General features: G+C 63.0%; 18 protein-coding genes. 10 read left to right on the top strand and 8 right to left on the bottom strand.

Annotated features, from left to right (window positions below; all coding sequences use genetic code 11):
- Genes PEP31012_RS00630 through PEP31012_RS00645 form a run of 4 tightly spaced genes read right to left on the bottom strand, consistent with a single transcriptional unit; the run spans nt 1 to nt 4,044 of the window.
- Entirely contained in the window at nt 1-672 is a 672-nt protein-coding gene (locus PEP31012_RS00630; protein WP_150587441.1) for an alpha/beta hydrolase, read from the bottom strand.
- A 7-nt stretch (nt 673-679) separates the two neighbouring features.
- Nucleotides 680-1,639: a VOC family protein gene (locus PEP31012_RS00635; RefSeq protein ID WP_150587442.1), complete on the bottom strand. Its 960-nt coding sequence runs from the start codon at nt 1,637-1,639 to the stop codon at nt 680-682.
- A gap of 57 nt (nt 1,640-1,696) precedes the next feature.
- Nucleotides 1,697-2,536 carry a citryl-CoA lyase gene (locus PEP31012_RS00640; protein WP_150587443.1) on the bottom strand — a complete coding sequence of 280 codons (840 nt, stop codon included), beginning with the start codon at nt 2,534-2,536 and terminating at the stop codon, nt 1,697-1,699.
- Nucleotides 2,533-4,044 (bottom strand): class I adenylate-forming enzyme family protein, encoded by a 1,512-nt coding sequence (locus PEP31012_RS00645; RefSeq protein WP_150587444.1) that lies wholly within the window; start codon nt 4,042-4,044, stop codon nt 2,533-2,535. The genes PEP31012_RS00640 and PEP31012_RS00645 overlap by 4 nt, the downstream gene beginning before the upstream one ends.
- Before the next feature lie 177 nt (nt 4,045-4,221).
- On the opposite strand from PEP31012_RS00645, the gene PEP31012_RS00650 reads away from it, so the two are divergent.
- Nucleotides 4,222-4,986: a GntR family transcriptional regulator gene (locus tag PEP31012_RS00650; protein WP_150587445.1), complete on the top strand. Its 765-nt coding sequence runs from the start codon at nt 4,222-4,224 to the stop codon at nt 4,984-4,986.
- 52 nt (nt 4,987-5,038) lie between these two features.
- Here PEP31012_RS00650 and PEP31012_RS00655 read toward each other — a convergent pair whose 3' ends face one another.
- The 3 genes from PEP31012_RS00655 to PEP31012_RS00665 are packed head-to-tail and all read right to left on the bottom strand — an operon-like array spanning nt 5,039 to nt 8,689.
- Nucleotides 5,039-6,001, bottom strand: coding sequence for a VOC family protein (locus tag PEP31012_RS00655; RefSeq protein ID WP_150587446.1), 963 nt, complete (start codon nt 5,999-6,001; stop codon nt 5,039-5,041).
- A 19-nt stretch (nt 6,002-6,020) separates the two neighbouring features.
- Entirely contained in the window at nt 6,021-7,814 is a 1,794-nt protein-coding gene (locus PEP31012_RS00660; protein WP_150587447.1) for an FAD-dependent monooxygenase, read from the bottom strand.
- A gap of 29 nt (nt 7,815-7,843) precedes the next feature.
- Nucleotides 7,844-8,689 (bottom strand): fumarylacetoacetate hydrolase family protein, encoded by an 846-nt coding sequence (locus PEP31012_RS00665; RefSeq protein WP_150587448.1) that lies wholly within the window; start codon nt 8,687-8,689, stop codon nt 7,844-7,846.
- 153 nt (nt 8,690-8,842) lie between these two features.
- Here PEP31012_RS00665 and PEP31012_RS00670 point away from each other — a divergent pair, with 153 nt between their 5' ends.
- The 5 genes from PEP31012_RS00670 to PEP31012_RS00690 all read left to right on the top strand — a co-directional run bounded on the left by PEP31012_RS00670 (nt 8,843) and on the right by PEP31012_RS00690 (nt 11,332).
- Nucleotides 8,843-9,526 (top strand): GntR family transcriptional regulator, encoded by a 684-nt coding sequence (locus tag PEP31012_RS00670; RefSeq protein WP_150587449.1) that lies wholly within the window; start codon nt 8,843-8,845, stop codon nt 9,524-9,526.
- Nucleotides 9,527-9,813: 287 nt separating this feature from the next.
- Complete coding sequence (locus PEP31012_RS00675) at nt 9,814-10,011, top strand: hypothetical protein (protein WP_150587450.1); 198 nt, start codon at nt 9,814-9,816, stop codon at nt 10,009-10,011.
- A 15-nt stretch (nt 10,012-10,026) separates the two neighbouring features.
- Nucleotides 10,027-10,254: a hypothetical protein gene (locus PEP31012_RS00680; RefSeq protein ID WP_150587451.1), complete on the top strand. Its 228-nt coding sequence runs from the start codon at nt 10,027-10,029 to the stop codon at nt 10,252-10,254.
- A 184-nt stretch (nt 10,255-10,438) separates the two neighbouring features.
- Complete coding sequence (locus tag PEP31012_RS00685; RefSeq protein ID WP_150587452.1) at nt 10,439-10,954, top strand: DUF5681 domain-containing protein; 516 nt, start codon at nt 10,439-10,441, stop codon at nt 10,952-10,954.
- 21 nt (nt 10,955-10,975) lie between these two features.
- Complete coding sequence (locus PEP31012_RS00690) at nt 10,976-11,332, top strand: hypothetical protein (RefSeq protein WP_150587453.1); 357 nt, start codon at nt 10,976-10,978, stop codon at nt 11,330-11,332.
- Between the two features lie 221 nt (nt 11,333-11,553).
- Here the strand turns inward: PEP31012_RS00690 and PEP31012_RS00695 are convergent, their stop codons facing one another.
- Complete coding sequence (locus PEP31012_RS00695) at nt 11,554-12,204, bottom strand: GntR family transcriptional regulator (RefSeq protein WP_246171085.1); 651 nt, start codon at nt 12,202-12,204, stop codon at nt 11,554-11,556.
- Nucleotides 12,205-12,341: 137 nt separating this feature from the next.
- Here PEP31012_RS00695 and PEP31012_RS00700 point away from each other — a divergent pair, with 137 nt between their 5' ends.
- The 4 genes from PEP31012_RS00700 (at nt 12,342) to PEP31012_RS00720 (ending at nt 17,225) form a co-directional block, all read left to right on the top strand.
- Nucleotides 12,342-13,730, top strand: coding sequence for a purine-cytosine permease family protein (locus PEP31012_RS00700; RefSeq protein WP_150587455.1), 1,389 nt, complete (start codon nt 12,342-12,344; stop codon nt 13,728-13,730).
- A 36-nt stretch (nt 13,731-13,766) separates the two neighbouring features.
- On the top strand, nt 13,767-14,423 hold the full coding sequence (locus tag PEP31012_RS00705) for a flavin reductase family protein (RefSeq protein ID WP_150587456.1): 657 nt from the start codon (nt 13,767-13,769) through the stop codon (nt 14,421-14,423).
- Between the two features lie 757 nt (nt 14,424-15,180).
- Nucleotides 15,181-16,149 carry a DUF932 domain-containing protein gene (locus PEP31012_RS00715; RefSeq protein ID WP_150587458.1) on the top strand — a complete coding sequence of 323 codons (969 nt, stop codon included), beginning with the start codon at nt 15,181-15,183 and terminating at the stop codon, nt 16,147-16,149.
- Between the two features lie 80 nt (nt 16,150-16,229).
- Nucleotides 16,230-17,225: a YqaJ viral recombinase family nuclease gene (locus PEP31012_RS00720; RefSeq protein ID WP_150587459.1), complete on the top strand. Its 996-nt coding sequence runs from the start codon at nt 16,230-16,232 to the stop codon at nt 17,223-17,225.
- Nucleotides 17,226-17,295: the final 70 nt, after the last annotated feature.

Below are 17,295 nucleotides of genomic sequence, written 5' to 3' on the forward strand. Positions count from 1 at the left end.
TCACGGATGAGCCGCGCCCGACCCGGCGCACGTGTCAAGCAGCAACGCGCGCGCCCACTTGATTTCCTCGGCGCGAATGCCGTGTTCGGTTCCCGCGGCAATACGCAAGGTGACCTGCGCGCCGGCCGCGTCGAACCACCGCGCCGCCTCGCGCACGCTGTCTTGCGGTACGTAGGGATCGTCATCCCAGGTGGACAGCAGCACCGGCATGCCCGCCAACGTCTGATGCGTCATATCGCGCGCCGCGCCGGGCGGACCGATCAGCGCGCCCGTGAAGGCCACCAGCGCGCGATAGCGGCGCTGCCGGCGCCAGACATACTCACTGCACAGGCAGGCCCCCTGCGAAAAGCCCATCAGCACCTGCGATTCGTAAGGGAATCCTTGCGCGCACAGCGATTCGGTCAACGCGTCGAGGCACGCTAGCGCCTGGGACAGGCGCGGCTCGTTGGCGTCAACCGGTTCGAGAAAGCGCGCCGGATACCAACTACCGTCGGCGGCGGCCGGTGCACACCAGGCCATCCCGGGCAGCGCCATGCGACGCACGATCATGTCGTGCACCCAGTCGGGCGACTGGGCACGCCCATGCACGAGGATCACGGCAAGCGACGCCTCGCCCGGCGGCGCGCCGAACACGCGCACGGGCGCCTGCAAGTGGGGATTCCCGTTCGACATGACGGCCTCAATACTTCAGTGCTTCGAGCGACGCCAGGATCTCCGTGCGCTGGCTCTCGAACTGCGGCGCGATCTGCACCTTACCGCCCAGTTGCTCGTATGCCTCGTCGATCAAGAAGCCTTCGGGCTTGGAGACGGTCGCCTCGAACATCGCACCGCTCGGCGTGCGCACGTAGATCGATTCGAAATAGCCGCGATCCTTGCGCTCGGACGTGTCCGTAAAGCCCATCCCTTCCAGATTCGCCTTGACGCGATCCTGCACGCCGTGGTCGGCGACCTGAAACGCGCAGTGATGAATGGTGCCCTCGCCGTAGGTCCAGGTGCCCTGCGCCATCTCGCGCGTCAGCGCATAGTCAACGAACTTTCCCGAACCGCCCTCCCCGAACGCGAATCGCACATACCGGCCGTCGCGGGCGACCTCACGCGCGGACCAGCCGTCATGCATGAATTCCTGTGACGGTTCCATTTCATGGACGTTGACGGCAATGGTATGGAGCCCGCGGATCGCGAACTCGGCCGGCACTTCGCCGTTCGAGAATGGCTTGCGGTCGTCATCGGCGATGCCGATGAGTTCGTATTCGATGCCGCAGGGATGCGCGAACGTAAGCACCGATTCGCCGAAGCGTTCGGAGCGCTTGACCTCGAAGCCGCAGCCGGCCAGACGGCGCTCCCAGAACGGGATCGCCGAGACCGGCACCGACAGTGCGAGGTTACCGATCTGGCCGGCGCCGCCATGTCCCTTGCGGCCGAAGTGCGCAACCGGGAAGCAGGTGATCAGCGTGCTTTCCTCGCCTAGGTCGTTGCCGTAGTAGAGATGGTAGAAAGGCGCCACGCCGTCGTAGATCAAAGTTTTCTTGACGCTCTTGAGCGAGAGCACCTTGGTGTGGAAGTCGTAGTCCTGCTGCGCCGTGCCGACGCACAGCGTGATGTGATGGTGGCGCTGGATGATGGGGGTAGCTGCTCGCATGATTGTCTCCTTTGATGCGTGAATACGTGAATGCGTGATTGTGGGCGCGCGGACCGGCTACGGTGTCGGCACCGGTGCGCCACGACGGCCAGCAGGTTCGTCAACGGGTTCGGCATGCTCTGACATGGCACCGTCCACGAGATCCCATATGAAGCGCCCCGACGGATCACGCTGTTCCTCGGCAATGTGGGCGATGAGCCCCGCCGCGCGTCCCAGCACCGCAAAGCCGCGCATGAGCGGCGCCGGGATACCGATGTCGCCGAGCACCGCAGCGATGGCGCCGGTTGCGTTGATGGTGATGTGGCGCCCGACCACCGCGTCGATCTCGGCGGACAGCAGTGCCAGGGCCCGGCAGCGGCGGCCGTTGGTGTCGCATTCGCGTGCCAGCGCCAGCAGTGCCGCCGCGCGAGGGTCGTCCGGGCGATGCAGGTGATGCCCGAAGCCTGGCACCGCCACCCGACGCTGGCGGAAGTCCTGCGCGATCCGGCGAGCGTACTCCCGGGACAGCGTCTCGTCCTCCCTGTCGCCGCCTGCCGTGACGATCGCTTCGAGCAATTCGGCGGCCGGCTCCATGGTTCCGACGAAGCGGCTCGCCACGGCGAGCAGCCCGGCCGCCACGCCGGCCTGCAGGTTTTCTGGCGAACTCGCGTAGATCATGCGCGCGGCAATCGCACTCGGCGTCATGCCGTGTTCCATCAGCGTCACGAGTACAGCTTCGATGACGCGGCGCTGCGTGACGCTCGGCGCCACGCCGAACGTCTGCTTCATGAAGACGTCCACGAAGCCCGTCTTGCCGAGCAGATCGCCGACGAGGTCCTCGTCGCCGTACCAGACGGCCTTCTCGTTGTAGCGACACAGCTTCGAGCGCGGCACGTGAGTGTGCAACGTCGTAGTCATGAGCGGCTCCTGTCGGTGAGGATGGCTTCGCGAATCGCGGGCTTGAGAACCTTGCCCACGGCGCTGCGCGGCAGCACGTCGAACAGATGCACCTGCTTGGGCGTCTTGACCGAGCCCAGCTCGCGCTTGACTTCGGCAATCAGGGCCTCAACGTCCACGTGCATTCCGGGCCGCACCTGGATCGCGGCGTGGACCGCCTCGCCCCACTTGTCGTCGGGCACGCCCACCACCGAGCAGTCGGCGATGGCCGGATGCGCAGAGAGCACGACCTCGACGTCGCTCGGGTAGACGTTAAACCCGCCGGTGATGATCACGTCGCGGATCCGGTCGCGCAGGAACAGATAGCCGCGCTCGTCGAACACGCCCGCGTCGCCGGTGCGCAACCAGCCGTTCACAAGCGTCTTGCGCGTTTCCGCCTCGGCTTTGAAATAGCCGGTCATGACGAGATCGCCGCGCACCGCGATTTCTCCCGCTTCGCCGGCCGGCAGCGGGTTACCGTCCTTGTCGACGATCGCCACGCGCGTGAGCAGCGTCGGCTTGCCGATCGAGGCGAGCAGTTCCCCCACCATCGCCTCGGGCCGCAGGAACGTGATGATCTGCGGCGCCTCCGTCTGGCCGAACGAGGTGCACAGCACCTGACCGAACACCGCTTGCGCGCCGCGAATCTGCTCGGGCCGCATGGGTGCGCCGCCATAGACGAGATAGCGCAGCGCAGACAGATCGCGCGGCGCACTGCGCTGCTCGTCGACCAGCGCGAGCACCAGCGTGGGCGGCACGAAGAACAGTGTGACGCGATGGTGCGCGGCGGCGTCGAGCAGCGCGGCCGGCTTGGCCTGCTCGGGGAAGACCAGCGCGCCACCGACGGCCAGCAGCGGCAGCATGTACGTCGACGTGCCGTGCGTGATCGGCGCCGCGACAAGATAGCGATCCTCGGGCGTGAGACCAAGTTCGTGGATCTGCGTAACGATATTGGCGTTCCAGGCGCGCAAGGGCTGCATCACTCCCTTGGGAACGCCGGTGGTGCCGCCGGTGAATTTGATCGCCTGAGGTGCGTTGACGCTCACGCCACCGCTCGCATTGGGCCCTATCGCCACGGCGTGGGCCGCGCTGGCACCTCCAAGCCCGCCGTGCGCCAGTTCGTCGAGCGTGCGCACAGGCGCGCTGACGCCCCCCAGACGGGCGGCCATGTCGACGTCAGCCAGCACCAGCGACGGCTCGGAAAACTCGACGATGCGGTGCAGCTCGGGGTCGCCGTTGCGCGGATTGAGCGGAATCCAGACCTTGCCGGCGGCCAGGATGGACAGGATCGCCACCAGATGGTCGACGGTATTGGCAGCGCCCACGCAGACACGCGTGCCCGGGCCGGGGTCGATGGCAGTGAGGGCCGTGGCGCGCTCAAGCACGCGGCGGGCGAGATCGGCAAAACTCAGGTTGCCTTCCGGGCTGACGATGGCCGTGCGGTTCGGAAACCGTTCCGCGGCGCGCCACAGGAAGTCGATCGGGTACATGCGCTGTCTTCTCCTGGATTGCGTGTTGCGACGTCCCATCCCGAGGGAATGGCATCGAACACCACTTTCGATGCCTAAACTTTATTAAACATTCGAACGTTCGAATATCAATGAAAACCCGTACAGCTCCAGTTCCGGCTATCATTCGAATGACTGGATCCCTCAGGGAGAAGCCGCTTGACCAAAGAAGACAACCCGAAACACGTGGCGATGGCCGGGCGCATCACGGCGCGGATACAGGCCGGCGAGTGGCCCGTCGGCTCGCTGCTGCCGTCCGAGCAAGTGCTGTGCGAGCAGTTGGGCCTGAGTCGCTATGCCTTGCGCGAAGTTGCCGGCGTTCTCGAGCGCACCGGCATCGTCTCTCGCCAACAAGGCATTGGCACGCGCGTTATTTCGGACCGCCCGGCCAGCCATTACACGCAGACCATGCGCGATCTCGGCGACCTGGCACAGTATGCGAAGGGCACGACGTTCGACGTACTCGACAAGCGCTTCGAGGACACCAGCGACGCCTTGAAGGCGGTATTGCCGAGCCCGTTGTCCGGACAATGGCTGCGCATTCGCGGGATACGTTCGGCGGGCGCCGCGGGCGAGCCGATCACGTACGCGGACATCTACGTGCGCAAGCCATACGCCGCCTTTGGCGTTGTTGGCGAGCAGCTCCACACGCCCATCTACAAGCTCATCGAAGCGGCCTACGGCATCCGCATCACGCACGTCGAGCAGGAGCTTTCCGCCGCCAGCCTTACTGGCGAAGCGGCGCACGCGCTGAAGGTCGCCAACGACGCCCCCGGCATGCGCATCGTTCGCACGTATTACCGCGGCGACGAAATCGTCGAGGTGACCGTGAGCTTGCACCCGGAGAACCGGTTTTCCTACAGGATGCGTTTCGAACTGCAGGACAGCCTCGGGAATACCGCCGCGCCCCCTGGCGTGCTGTGATGTCCCCGCGTCGCGGGGCGGCACCGCAGCGCGCGCGTGCGCGCCGTCCATCTCAGCCCGTCTCCGCCTCGGTATTGACGATGAAATACGGCGGCACGTCCGGCCCCCAGAGGTAGAGGGCATCCTCCGGCGGATGGTCGCCCGCGGGCCACGCCTGGCCTGGCGGCACGTAGTCGATATCCGCCGAATACTCGCAGAACGATCCCCACGGATCGCGCACGTAGTGGAAATAGTTAGAGCCCAGCACGTGCCGCCCCACACCCCAGCCTTGCGCATATCCAGCCGCTTGCATCTGCATCTTGCCGAGTCCGACGTCGTCCACGGAAGGGACGTCCCAAGCGGCGTGATGCCAGCCCTTTGCGCTTGACTGCACGAACGCCACCATGTGATGGTCGCTGCCGTGGCGCCCATGCAAGAACGCGACTATGCCCGCGGAGCCGTCGGAGTAACGCAAACCAAGCCCGTCCCGATAAAACGCGATGGCGCGGTCAATATCAGGAGTGAACAACAGCACATGCGAAAGACGCTGTGGCCGCACGCTCAGCACCGACGCGTGATCGGCTACGCCCCGCAACGCGCGACGCGCGGACGGCGCCGCCGATGACCTGTGGCTCGGCGAGACCCGTGCAGCAGCCTTTACCTGAATAAGGTTCCCGTCAGGATCGTGGAACCAGAAGCCGGCGCCGCTGACGCCCCCTCCCACCGCGGTAGGTAAGGATGATGTTTCACGACCGCCAACCGCTTTGATCTGCGCGCGCAGCACATCAATGTCATCGGCAAAGGCGCTGAACGACAGGTAAGCCAACCGCTTGCGTGATCCGGGCAACATCCGCGCCCATACGTGCGCCCCCCCAGTCGTCCGCACGGCCAAGCCGCCGGCTTCGTGCGTCACGTCGAGGCCGAACGCTGCATGAAACGTCTCGGCTAGTTCCAGGCTAGGAACCTCTAACGCATAGTGGTCGATTGAGTGGACGCCGGTGCTTGCCGGCGACGATGCATTCGCATTGTTGAACATGGCTTCGCCTCCCTCCCGATCACGCAATTAACATAGACGGTGAGCGCGCCGCCTCGTGGGCATCGGCCGGTGCCTTGCCAAGAATGTCAGCAAGCACTTGCCGCAGCGCCGCCTCAGGATCGGCGGCCAGTGTCATCGACCGATACGCGACGAAGCGGTCCGGGCGGACCAGCAGGCAACCGTCTTCCTCAATCTCGCGCAACTCGCGCCAACGTCCGTACGTGTCGAGTGCATCGCCGCCATAGCCTATCAGCGCCACACGCAGATCAATGCCGAAGTCTTCGCCGACACGGCGTGCCGCGTCGAGCCATGCCTGCCCGCCGGGCCCGGTCAGGACAGTGAAGGCACCCCGACCGACGAGATCGAGCGTAGACACGGCCGCACCATCATGCTCGAGCCAAGCATGCGGCAAGCATGCGCCCGGCGTGGTGGTCGGCTGGTAATACAGTTCCGGTTCAGCCAGCGGTGTGGGCTGCGGCAACCCGTCCTTGATAACGGCCGCCGACGCGTAGCGCTGTCCAAGCTCCACGCCATGGCAGTTGAATTGATAATGCTGCAACTCCACGGCTTCGGCCAGCGCCTGGCGCCTGCGACGCCCCTGCTCGGTATCAGCGAACAGTTCGTCGAGCGACGCCTGCCCCTCGCGCACGCTCTGCCCCTCGCGGAAACCCAGCGCATCTGAAATGGGATGCATGTCGACCACCGACTTCATGGCACGCTCCACGATCTGGCGCGCGACGGGCTGGCGCTCGTCCGAGTAACTCTGCAGCAGCGCTGGCGAGGCCTGCCCCTTGACGATCATCGCGAGCTTCCACGCGAGGTTGAAGGCATCCTGCACCGAGGTGTTCGAACCGAGCCCGTTGGCGGGCGGATGCCGGTGTGCGGCATCGCCGGCGATCGCCACCCGGCCCTTGACCATCTGGCGCGCGAACATCTTGTTGATAGTCCACTTCGACACCGACTTGACCTTGATCGCGACGTCCGGATCGCCAATGGTCGCGCGCGCTCTCGCAATGACTGCCTCGTCGCTGAGATCCGGCTCGCCCGCCTGCGGGTTGTACATGAACAGCATGACCCACTCGTTCCATGGCCGCACGCAGATGAAGGTGCCGCTGCCGACCCAGTAGTCGCTGCCCGGCTGTGCGATCCAATACAGAACGCCAGGCCGGTGTTCGCAATACTTCGTTAGGTCCACCTCGAGCCAGCAATTGACCGCGCAACCGAGCCCCATCTCGCCTTCGAGATCGAAGCCGATGTCAGTGACGACACGGCTTTGCGCGCCGTCTGCGCCGACAGCATAGTCGGCCACGATTTCGGTTTCCTCGCCCGTTATGCGGTCGACGACCTGCGCATGCACTGCGTCGTCGGTTTGTCGGATCGACACGAGTTCGGTATTGAACAGCAGGCGCGCCCCGAATTCGCGCGCTGCGGTCAGGATGACCGGTTCGAGCAGGTGCTGCGGCGCATTGCACATGTGGGAGGGGCTCGCCAGCGCATAGTCAGCCGCGCGCCGTTCGCCCGTGCCCCACGCCTGCAGTCGCGCAAGCTCAGGACCAGCGAAGCTCGTGGCCCATACATTGTTGCGCATCTGTGCCACGGGCGTCGCCACGCTCATTACGCGCTCCTCGATGCCCAGGTCGCGAAATACTTCGACGGCGCGCTGGTTCGTGATATGCGCTCGCGGCGAGTTGGCCGTGCCGGGATAGCGCGTGATGGCGAGTACGTCGACGCCATACTTGGCAAGCAACGCGGCTGTCGTCAGTCCTGCTGGACCGGCACCGACAACCAGTACAGGCACTCGAATCTGTTTCATGTCTCCTCCGTTTCGTTTCTGTGCGCCGCTCAGGCGGCTTCGTCCTGTACCAGGTTGCGCAGCACGCCGAGTCCCTCGATGGCGACTTCGCAGACGTCCCCATGGCGCATGATGAGCTTCGGCTCGCGGGCCCAGCCAATGCCGGCCGGTGTGCCGGTCACGATGACGTCGCCGGGCTCGAGCGTTACCGCCTCGCTCAGAATGGAGATCAGCGTAGCGACGTCGTAGATCATGTCGCTCGTGTTGGCCGACTGGACCACGCGCCCATTCAGGCGGGTCTCGAGATGCAGTCCCACACCGCCCGGCGGCAGCGAGTCGGGCGTGACCAGCGTCGGACCAAATGCGCCGGTGCCATCGAAGTTCTTGCCGATCGTCCATTGCGGCGACTTGAACTGATACTCGCGCACGGAACCGTCGTTGAAGATGGAATAGCCGGCGACACACTCAAGCGCGCGCGCCTTCGGAATGTGGCGGCCGCCGCTGCCCAGTATGACCGCCAGTTCGCCCTCGAAGTCGAGCGAGTCCGACACGCGCGGCCGAATCATCGGCGCGCCGTGCCCCATCAGGCTGGAATTGAAGCGGGGAAAGATGGTCGGGTAAGTAGGTTGCTCGTAGGGGCTTTCGCCGGTGTGATCGGCGTAATTTAGGCCGACGCAGATGATCTTGCCCGGGCGTGTAAGCGGGGGCAGGTAGGTGACGGCCTCAGCGGCATACTCGTTGCCGGTCGCCCGATGAGCCTTGGCGAATGCCGTCAGGTCCACGCCGGCGGCCAGCAGATCTTCGAGGCGGATGGCCCCTAGCGAGTGGATCGTAGCTCCACTCAACAGACCGAGCAGCCGCTGTTGGCCGTCGGGTGAAAAATGAACGTATTGCATGATGACTCCTGCCAACGGATTTCGAAGTTTTGCACGACATGTTGCCGCGTTCGAGTAAATATATACAAAAAATAAAAACATATGTATTTTTTGTTTTAGTTGTTAACCCTAGGAATATATATAATCAACCGTAAACACGAGGAGCCGACCGAGATGGGCGACGAACAGATCAGCGAAGCAAACGGCGGCGCAAGAACAATGGCCTCGACACTGGCCGAGTCGATCTTGCGCGACATAGTGAAGGGGGTACTGCGTCCCGGCTCGAAGTTAAAGGTGCGGGAGTTAAGCGATCGGTATCGGGCTGGCCCGATACCAGTGCGTGAGGCTCTCTCGCGCCTTGCCATGAGCGGTTTTGTCGACGCGGAGGACCAACGCGGTTTTCGCGTCACGGCGATTTCGAAAGAGGATCTCGCGGACATCACGCGCGTGCGTCAGCGCCTTGAAACCGACGCGCTGCGCGATGCGATGACATTCGGCGGTGTGGCGTGGGAAGGCGCGGTGCTCGCGGCTTATCACCAGTTGACGTGTGTTCCAATCACGCTACCTAGCGATCCCTCAGCCATGAATCCCGCATGGGAACGGGCCCATGACCAATTTCACGAGACTCTGCTGTCGGGCTCGCGCTCCCGGTGGCTAAAGCAGTTCGCCTCAACCCTGCGAATCCAGACCGCGCGCTACCGCCATCAATCCATTCGCAGTGAGCACGCGACCGAACGTGACGTCGTCAAGGAGCATGACAACATCATTCAGGCCGTATTAGCACGCGACGCTGACCTCGCCTGCGATCTGCTGGCCAAGCACTTTGATGCCACTGCGAATCTCCTAATGTCGGACTAAGCGCCGGCCGCCACGCATTAAGCTAGGTGTTAGTGTCGAGGGGATGCGGCCAAAATCTTGAACTACCAGGAGGTAGTTCACCTACTCATACGAAGGCAGCATTCGAGCGGTTGGGCTCTACTCGAGGTTGCGGAGACGTCGCAGTAGCGACGGCAGAATCCATGACACAAGAGTAGGCTGGTGAGCGAACCCCGTGGCGCGCACCGGTTGATCGCGAACGTACCGCAATAATTCAAGACGCAGGCTGGGCATAGTCCCCATAACCCAAGCTCCAAGATGGAGGAACCATGAGCGAGAATTTGGAGCTGGACGCCGCCGCCCTGCAGATCAAAACAATTCGCGCCAGAGGCAGACCGATGCTCACTCGGGCAGAGGTCGTCGAACTCCTCAAACGCCCGATTTACTTGGGTGTGCCGAAACCGATTCCGCAAAATAAGCCCGGCAGAAAGCCAAAACGGGTACTCACGCAGTGCGACGTCTCGTAACAACTGCGTCGAGGCTTGATCTACCAACTGAAGGGGCTTCCATGCCTGACGGTGGACATGAGGACAATCCAGCACGGCGAAATTGAGCGCCTGTTTCAAGAGCAGCTCGATCGAGGCACCGTTCCCCGGAAGTTGGTCTCCGCGGTGCTCGCTGACCTGCAAAAAGACCCAACGAAGCCCTGCCCCGATCCCCGCACGCTCCGAAGAATCCTCGCGACGATTCGCTCGAATTTCCTGAAATGATCTGTCCGCCTGGGGGCGGGAGACCGCGATGTAATGGCCAGGTGATCCGGAATGGACCGGACGCTTCACCTGGAGCGACACATAGCAACCACTGTACGCAAAGACCGGCAACGCCAAGCCACGTCCCCTTGATATCACCTATCGGTCGGCCGAGGCCCTGCGCCCCGATCCCCGCAACGCGCGGATGCACAACCCGCGTCAGCTCAGACACCGAACGCAGAGCATCAAAGCCTTCGGCTTCAACTTGCCGATCCTGATCGACGCCGACGATCGCGTCCTGGCCGGCCACACCCGCCTCCTGGCCGCTCGGGAATTGGGACTCAAGCAAGTACCCACCCTCCGTCTGGAGCACCTGACACCCGAGCAAGCCCGCGCCTTCCAGATCGCCGACAACCGCCTGACCGAGCTCGCCGACTGGGATGACCGACTCCTCGCCGAGCAGTTGCAGGAGCTCGCGGCCGTCGATCTGGACTTCAGCATCGAGGCCAAGCCGCCGAAGGCTAACCAGTTCCACAAGGGCGAGTCGGGCAATCCCAAGGGCCGTCCCAAGGGGCGGCGCAACCTCGCGACCAAGCTCCATCTTGCCCTGAACGAGGAAGTCACTGTAGTCGAAAACGGCGTACGCCGGCGGCGAACCAAACGCGCCATCCTCTGCCGCCACCAAGGCGTTGTTTGCCCGGCTCTCCGGACTCAACCATGATGCCGAAGCAGAGGACACACCATGACGCTCTCCCCGCCTCGCCTCTCAGCGCTCGATATGGCCCGGCTGATGCGATCTGACTTCGCCAGCTTCCTTGCCGCGGCGTTTGTCGAACTCAACCCTGGCACGCCGTACCTGCACAACTGGCATATCGACGTACTCGCCGCTCGGCTGACCGCGTTTGCGCTGGGCAAGGCGACGCGCCAGGTCATCATGCTGCCGCCGCGCAGCCTGAAGTCTCACTGCGCGAGCGTCAGCCTGACGGCGTGGCTGTTGGGGCTGGCCCCGACCAGGCGCATTATCTGTGCAAGTTACTCGCAGGATCTGGCGGATTTTCACGCACGTGCCTGCCTCAAGCTGATGCTCTCGCCCCTCTAACTAGACATCAGAGGGCAGGGTTTTCGTCTGATGAGAGCGGTCGCAGCCACCAACTGACCGGCAGCTATCGCCCCAAACCCGCCGCTACCAGCACATCGACGGCAACTTCCTAAGCATGATAAGTCGTTCGCGCCAGATCGGCTTCGGGCGATTGCCGCCATGCGCCCGGTTGACCGCGCAATCCATCAGAGCAATTGCCTGGGGCCACTGGGAAACGCCCCCTACGAGGATCTGGACGGGCGGCGAATCGTTTTGTAGGCGAAATCGATAAGGTAATCGTTCAGGGTGAGGGAAGCTTGCTCGGCGGCCTGCGGATCGCTGGCGAGGATCGCGCGCAGAATCGCGAGATGATGCGCCGTGCCATTTCTAATCTCGTCCTGCTCGTCGCGCACGTTGGCCAGCCAGAACCGGCGCGAGAGGCCCTGGAGAGGGGCCATGGCGTCAGCAAGGTACTCGTTGTGGCCGGCTGTTGCGACCATCTGGTGCGTATCCTTGAGCGTTTCGGCGTACTCGGCCAACGATACTGGATCCCCCGATAGACGACGCACCATGGCGTCCATGCGCGCCCGGTCGGCCGCGGAGGCGTCGTGGCAGGCCAGACGCACGGCGAGCACCTCAAGAACACGCCGCACCTCAAGCATGCGGAGTTGTGCCTCCACTGAGGCCGGCGGAATGAGTACCCCACGGCTGGGGTGGATCTCAACCATGCGGTTTCGGGCCAACTGCTGGAGGGCTTCGCGGATTGGGGTGCGACCGAGTCCCGTCTTCTCCATGAGCACGGCCTCAGACACCAAAGTGCCTGGCGCCAACTCCTCGGACACGATCAACTTCTCAATCTCATGGTAGGCCTGTCCGGCCTTGCCTTGGTTCATCATCACGCTCCTACCGCCGCTAGTGTGGGTATGAAAGGTGAAGCATAGCTCAACGCCGACCAATAGGGTATACATCCATTATCCATCCGATATATCGGTAGCATACTGGCCACTCCATCAACAACTTGGAGGTCCCCATGACGAAGACCGCCACCATCGAACGGCGCTCGATTGACTTCATTCCTGCAGAAGAACGGCACGGGTCACCGCGCAGCCTCTTCTTCGTATGGTTCGCCGCCAATACGTCTATCACTGCCGTGGTGACTGGGGCGCTGTTCGTAATCTTGGGCAACAGCGCGTTGTGGTCCATCCCCGCCATCGTGCTCGGCAACGCAGTCGGCGGCTTCTTCACGTCCCTGCACTCAGCCCAGGGGCCGAAGCTCGGCGTACCGCAGATGATCCAGAGCCGGGCCCAGTTCGGCTACTACGGGGCAATCCTGCCGCTGGTGCTGGCCCTGATGATCTACGTCGGCTTCTACGCCACCGGGCTGGTATTGGGCGGCCAAGCCATGAGTGCCCTATTCCACATCCCCACCCAGGCCGGCGCCGTCGTGTTCGCACTGATGTCGACCGTCCTGGCCATCGTCGGCTACCGGTACATCCACCGGTTCTCACGGGTAGCCGCAGTCCTAAGCGGTGTCGCGTTTGCCATCCTGCTGGTCCGAATCATCGCGGACGGCAATATGCCCACCGCTATCGCGACCCACGGCTTTGCGGCCGCACCGTTCGCGCTCGGCATCTCAATCTCGGCCTCCTGGCAGCTCACTTTCGGACCCTATATCGCCGACTACTCCCGCTACCTGCCCGCGGAGACCCCGAAGCAAGCGACCATCGGCTGGACGTTCCTCGGCAGTGTGCTTGGGGGCTCCGTCGCGATGATCCTCGGCGCACTCGCTGCTGCCCTCGGCGGTGCCGCGTTCAGCAACGACCAGGTGGGCTACCTTGCCGGCCTCGGCGGGGCGATCTGGCCGCTGGTCCTGCTCGCCGTGATTTGCGGCAAGCTCACCGGCAATACCCTGAGTTCCTACGGCGGATGCATGTCGCTCACCACTATCGTCACCAGCCTGACCGGCCAAGACCGTGTGAGTCCCCGGCAGCGCGCAGCCTTCGTCGGCATCATCTCCGCGATTGCGCTAGGCATCGCCCTCGCAGCCAGCAGCAACTTTCTGTCCAATTTCATGAACTTTCTGCTGTTCCTGCTCTACTTCATGACTCCGTGGTCAGCTATCAATCTTGTTGACTATTACTGGGTGCGGCGCGAGCGCTACAAGGTCACCCAATTCTTCGTCCAGGACGGAGAGTACGGGCGAGTCAGGGTGGGCGCCTTTGTCGCGTACTTCCTTGGCGTGTTGATCCAGATCCCGTTCATGAACAGTTCGCTCTACGTCGGCCCCATCGCCCATCTGCTCGGCGGCGCCGAAATCGCCTGGGTGATTGGGCTCGTCGTCGCCGGTGGCCTCTATTACGCCTCCACCGGCTCCATCCGACGGGTGATAACCGCGACGTCCGCGAACCAAAGCACTTAATCGATTTCCGTATCCCTACCACCATCCGGAGCCTCTATGAAGTACGACCCGTCCCACGAAAAAAGCCCTCTCCCCTTTTCGCCGTTCAAGAGCTGCACCGTACCGCGTCCCATCGGCTGGCTCTCCAGTAGCAGTCCTGACGGCATCGACAATCTGGCGCCATACAGCCAGTGGCAGAATCTAACGTTCGACCCGCCGATGGTGATGTTCGCGGCGAACCAGTACCCGGACGGGCGTCGCAAGGACACTGTACTTAACGCCGAGCAGACCGGCTGGTTCGTCTGGAATATGGCAACCTACGACCTGCGCGAGGCAGTCAATATCAGCGCCATGGCCCTGCCGCGAGGAGAGAGTGAGTTCGACCGCGTCGGCGTCACCCGGCGACGCGCCGATCTCAGCAATGTTCAAATGGTCGCCGAGAGCCCCGTGCACTTCGAGTGCCGCTACATCTCCACTCATCGCTTCACCGGCAACTCGAACGTAGGCACCATTGACGTGGTCTTCGCGCAGGTGGAGCGAATCCACATAAACGAGAACTTCATCACGCACGAGGGAAAACTCGACATCCCACGCATCCGACCGCTGGCGCGGCTGGGCTACTACGATTACACCAGCGTCACCGAGGTCTTTGAAATGCGGATCCCGAACGCCAGCGACGAGGAAGCCAATGGGCTCGAAGGGGCGGCCGGCTGACCATCGCTCGAAGGTATTGCGCCCCCCGCTTTATCCATGGCGGCACGCCGGAATTTCGAGCAACCCGCCATGCAGACGCCCGACCTTGAGCGAGCCCGGCAAGCTCAGGGGCTCTGCAAAATCCTCGGACAACTAGGCGGTCACCACCGGCCTGCCTCACAGACTTGCCCCCACTGTCTTTCGCCCCGCCTGGCCTCTCGCCGGTGGGGGGCGCCTTGCTTGGTCGCTCTGGTCCGACTCTCGGGGAAGCTCTGCTCCAGAATTTTATAGTCACATATCACCGTCTTGAAGCAGAGTAGGTCCGGCTTTCGCCGGACCTACTTGTCACATCACTTTATACGGAGATTGAGATGACGATTCAATGCCCCCGCTGTCAATCAGGACGGTATGAAGACCTCGATCGCGCAGCACGAATCGGCGGTGCTTTCGGGGCGCTTGCTGGCGCTGCCGGCGGTGCTGCAGCGACGCTAGCTGGCGCCGAGACAGGTGCAGCAATTGGCATGGTGATAGGCCCCGCTGGCGCCGCATTAGGCAGTCTCACCGGCGCGATTCTCGGGTGCCTCCTCAGCGGAACAACAGGCTGTGCCGTCGGCGCGGCACTTGGCCAAGCCGTTGATACGAACGTGCTCAACAACATCCGCTGCCTTGACTGCGGACGCACGTTCCGCAATTGCTAGCATCCCAAATTACCTACCCAGTAAGCCAGCATAAAGCCCGGCCTTTGCGCCGGGCTTTATGCTTTTCAGGAGCAAATTTCATGCATCTCGTCAAATCGATGGCCTATGTCGGCGATCAACCGTGGCACGGCCTTGGCAACCGACTACCCCCCAAACAATCGCTCGACGTCTGGGCAAAAGCCGCCGGTATGGACTGGCATATCGAAGAAGCCGAAGTGCGCTTCGTCGCTTCCGGCAGCCGTGATCTTAGCTCGATCCACACGTTTCCCGATCAGAAAGTCCTCTACCGCTCCGATACTAAGGCTCCGCTGTCTGTCGTGTCCGCCCGCTATCAGGTCGTACAGCCCTCCGAAATCTTGGACTTTTACAAGGATCTAACGGAAGTCGGTGGGTTCGAGCTTGAGACGGCGGGCGTCCTCAAGGAGGGGCGCAAACTGTGGGCACTCGCACGCACGGGTCAAAGCGGCACGCTCAAAGACCGCGATCAGGTCAACGGCTATCTGTTGTTAGCAACTGCCTGCGACGGCACGCTCGCAACAACCGCTCAATTCACATCGGTTCGTGTCGTCTGTAATAACACGCTGGCGATTGCGCTGGATAACAACGTCGGCGCGGTCAAGGTCCCTCACCGCTCGCAGTTCAACGCTCAAGCCGTCAAACGCCAGCTCGGCATCGCAGTCTCGTCGTGGGACGCCTTCATGGTCCGCACCAAGGCGTTGGCAGAACGCAAAGTCTCCGACACCACCGCAGAGGCATTTTTCCGCCGGGTGCTCACCTATTCCACTACGAGTACAGCCGATCGTGATGCGATTGCTGTGAATGAACGTGCCGTCAAGGCGGTTGGGGAGTTGTACGCCGGTCGCGGTAAAGGCGCAACGCTGGCGTCCGCAGCGGGCACGGCCTGGGGGTTGGTCAATGCCATCACCGAACATGTGGATCACCATCGACGTGCTCGCAGCGACGATCACCGGCGCGACGCCGCCTGGTTCGGCGCCGGTGCGGCGCTCAAGCAACAAGCCTGGGACGAAGCGATGAAGCTGGTTGCCTAAATCCTCGCCCACCACGTCATATCGTCATACGGCCCGGCCGGGATCTTCCCCGCCGGGCGTTCTTATTTTGGGAGATTGCCATGCCACACCCTGAACCCGCCAGCCGTAACCGGCATCGTCCAGCGCTTCGGTTGGTCGACACCACCTCCCTGTCCCGCGAGGATTGGCTGTCGGTGAGAAAAACCGGGATTGGCGGCTCCGACGCCGCTGCCGCCGTAGGACTGAGTCCCTACATGAGTCCTCTGGAATTGTGGATGATCAAGACCGGGCGAGACGCCGATCTGCCTTCGCCCGATCCCGATGACACCACCGATCCCGTGTATTGGGGCACGTTGCTTGAACCGGTCGTCGCAGCGGCCTACACCAAGCAGACCGGACGTCGAGTGCGGCGCGTCAACGCTGTGCTCCGGCATCCCACCGTTGCCTGGATACTCGCCAATATCGACCGGGAGATCGTCGGAGCTCCCGAAGTGTCGATTCTCGAATGCAAGACGGCGGGAGAATTCGGCGCTCGGCTGTGGCGCGACGGGGTGCCGGAATACGTTCAGCTTCAGATCCAACACCAGTTGGCCGTCACCGGGAAACTCGCCGCCGACGTGGCGGTGCTGCTATGCGGTCAGACGCTCGAAGTCCACCGGATTGTCCGCGACGACGCATTGATTGCACGGCTGATCGAGCTCGAAGCGGCGTTCTGGCATTACGTGCAGACCGATACTCCACCGCCCGCCGACGGCTCGGCATCGGCCGATCGGGCATTGCGCTGCCTCTATCCAGGCACAGGCGCCACAGTGGATTTCACGGGCGACCGTGCGCTCTCTGCAACGTTTGCCGATCTCGTCTCGGTTCGAGCGGAGATTGAAGCCCGCCAGACGATCGAAGCGCAATTGAAACATACGCTCACCCAAGCGATGGGCGACGCGGATCGTGCGCAGTTTGAGACCGGCTCCGTTTCTTACAAACGCAGCAAGGACGGCACCGGCATCGACCTCAAGCGGCTGCTGGCCGACCACCCCGAACTCTCCACCCAGTATGGCATCACGAAACCGGGTTCGCGCCGCTTCCTCGTGCAGGGCTAGATCGTCAAGCTCGTTCGCAGCTTCGTATACCTCCCATCTCCAGTTTCATTTCTCAGTCTCTAATTGGAGT

Origin of the sequence: Pandoraea eparura (assembly GCF_902459725.1) — a bacterium.
Classification (GTDB): Bacteria; Pseudomonadota; Gammaproteobacteria; order Burkholderiales; family Burkholderiaceae; genus Pandoraea; species Pandoraea eparura.

Bases quoted from the DNA above. Each gene is read 5' to 3' on its own strand.
- PEP31012_RS00630 (WP_150587441.1), bottom strand. From the start codon at position 672: ATGTCGAACGGGAATCCCCACTTGCAGGCGCCCGTGCGCGTGTTCGGC.
- PEP31012_RS00635 (WP_150587442.1), bottom strand. From the start codon at position 1,639: ATGCGAGCAGCTACCCCCATCATCCAGCGCCACCATCACATCACGCTG.
- PEP31012_RS00640 (WP_150587443.1), bottom strand. From the start codon at position 2,536: ATGACTACGACGTTGCACACTCACGTGCCGCGCTCGAAGCTGTGTCGC.
- PEP31012_RS00645 (WP_150587444.1), bottom strand. From the start codon at position 4,044: ATGTACCCGATCGACTTCCTGTGGCGCGCCGCGGAACGGTTTCCGAAC.
- PEP31012_RS00655 (WP_150587446.1), bottom strand. From the start codon at position 6,001: ATGTTCAACAATGCGAATGCATCGTCGCCGGCAAGCACCGGCGTCCAC.
- PEP31012_RS00660 (WP_150587447.1), bottom strand. From the start codon at position 7,814: ATGAAACAGATTCGAGTGCCTGTACTGGTTGTCGGTGCCGGTCCAGCA.
- PEP31012_RS00665 (WP_150587448.1), bottom strand. From the start codon at position 8,689: ATGCAATACGTTCATTTTTCACCCGACGGCCAACAGCGGCTGCTCGGT.
- PEP31012_RS00670 (WP_150587449.1), top strand. From the start codon at position 8,843: ATGGGCGACGAACAGATCAGCGAAGCAAACGGCGGCGCAAGAACAATG.
- PEP31012_RS00675 (WP_150587450.1), top strand. From the start codon at position 9,814: ATGAGCGAGAATTTGGAGCTGGACGCCGCCGCCCTGCAGATCAAAACA.
- PEP31012_RS00685 (WP_150587452.1), top strand. From the start codon at position 10,439: ATGCACAACCCGCGTCAGCTCAGACACCGAACGCAGAGCATCAAAGCC.
- PEP31012_RS00690 (WP_150587453.1), top strand. From the start codon at position 10,976: ATGACGCTCTCCCCGCCTCGCCTCTCAGCGCTCGATATGGCCCGGCTG.
- PEP31012_RS00695 (WP_246171085.1), bottom strand. From the start codon at position 12,204: ATGAACCAAGGCAAGGCCGGACAGGCCTACCATGAGATTGAGAAGTTG.
- PEP31012_RS00700 (WP_150587455.1), top strand. From the start codon at position 12,342: ATGACGAAGACCGCCACCATCGAACGGCGCTCGATTGACTTCATTCCT.
- PEP31012_RS00705 (WP_150587456.1), top strand. From the start codon at position 13,767: ATGAAGTACGACCCGTCCCACGAAAAAAGCCCTCTCCCCTTTTCGCCG.
- PEP31012_RS00715 (WP_150587458.1), top strand. From the start codon at position 15,181: ATGCATCTCGTCAAATCGATGGCCTATGTCGGCGATCAACCGTGGCAC.
- PEP31012_RS00720 (WP_150587459.1), top strand. From the start codon at position 16,230: ATGCCACACCCTGAACCCGCCAGCCGTAACCGGCATCGTCCAGCGCTT.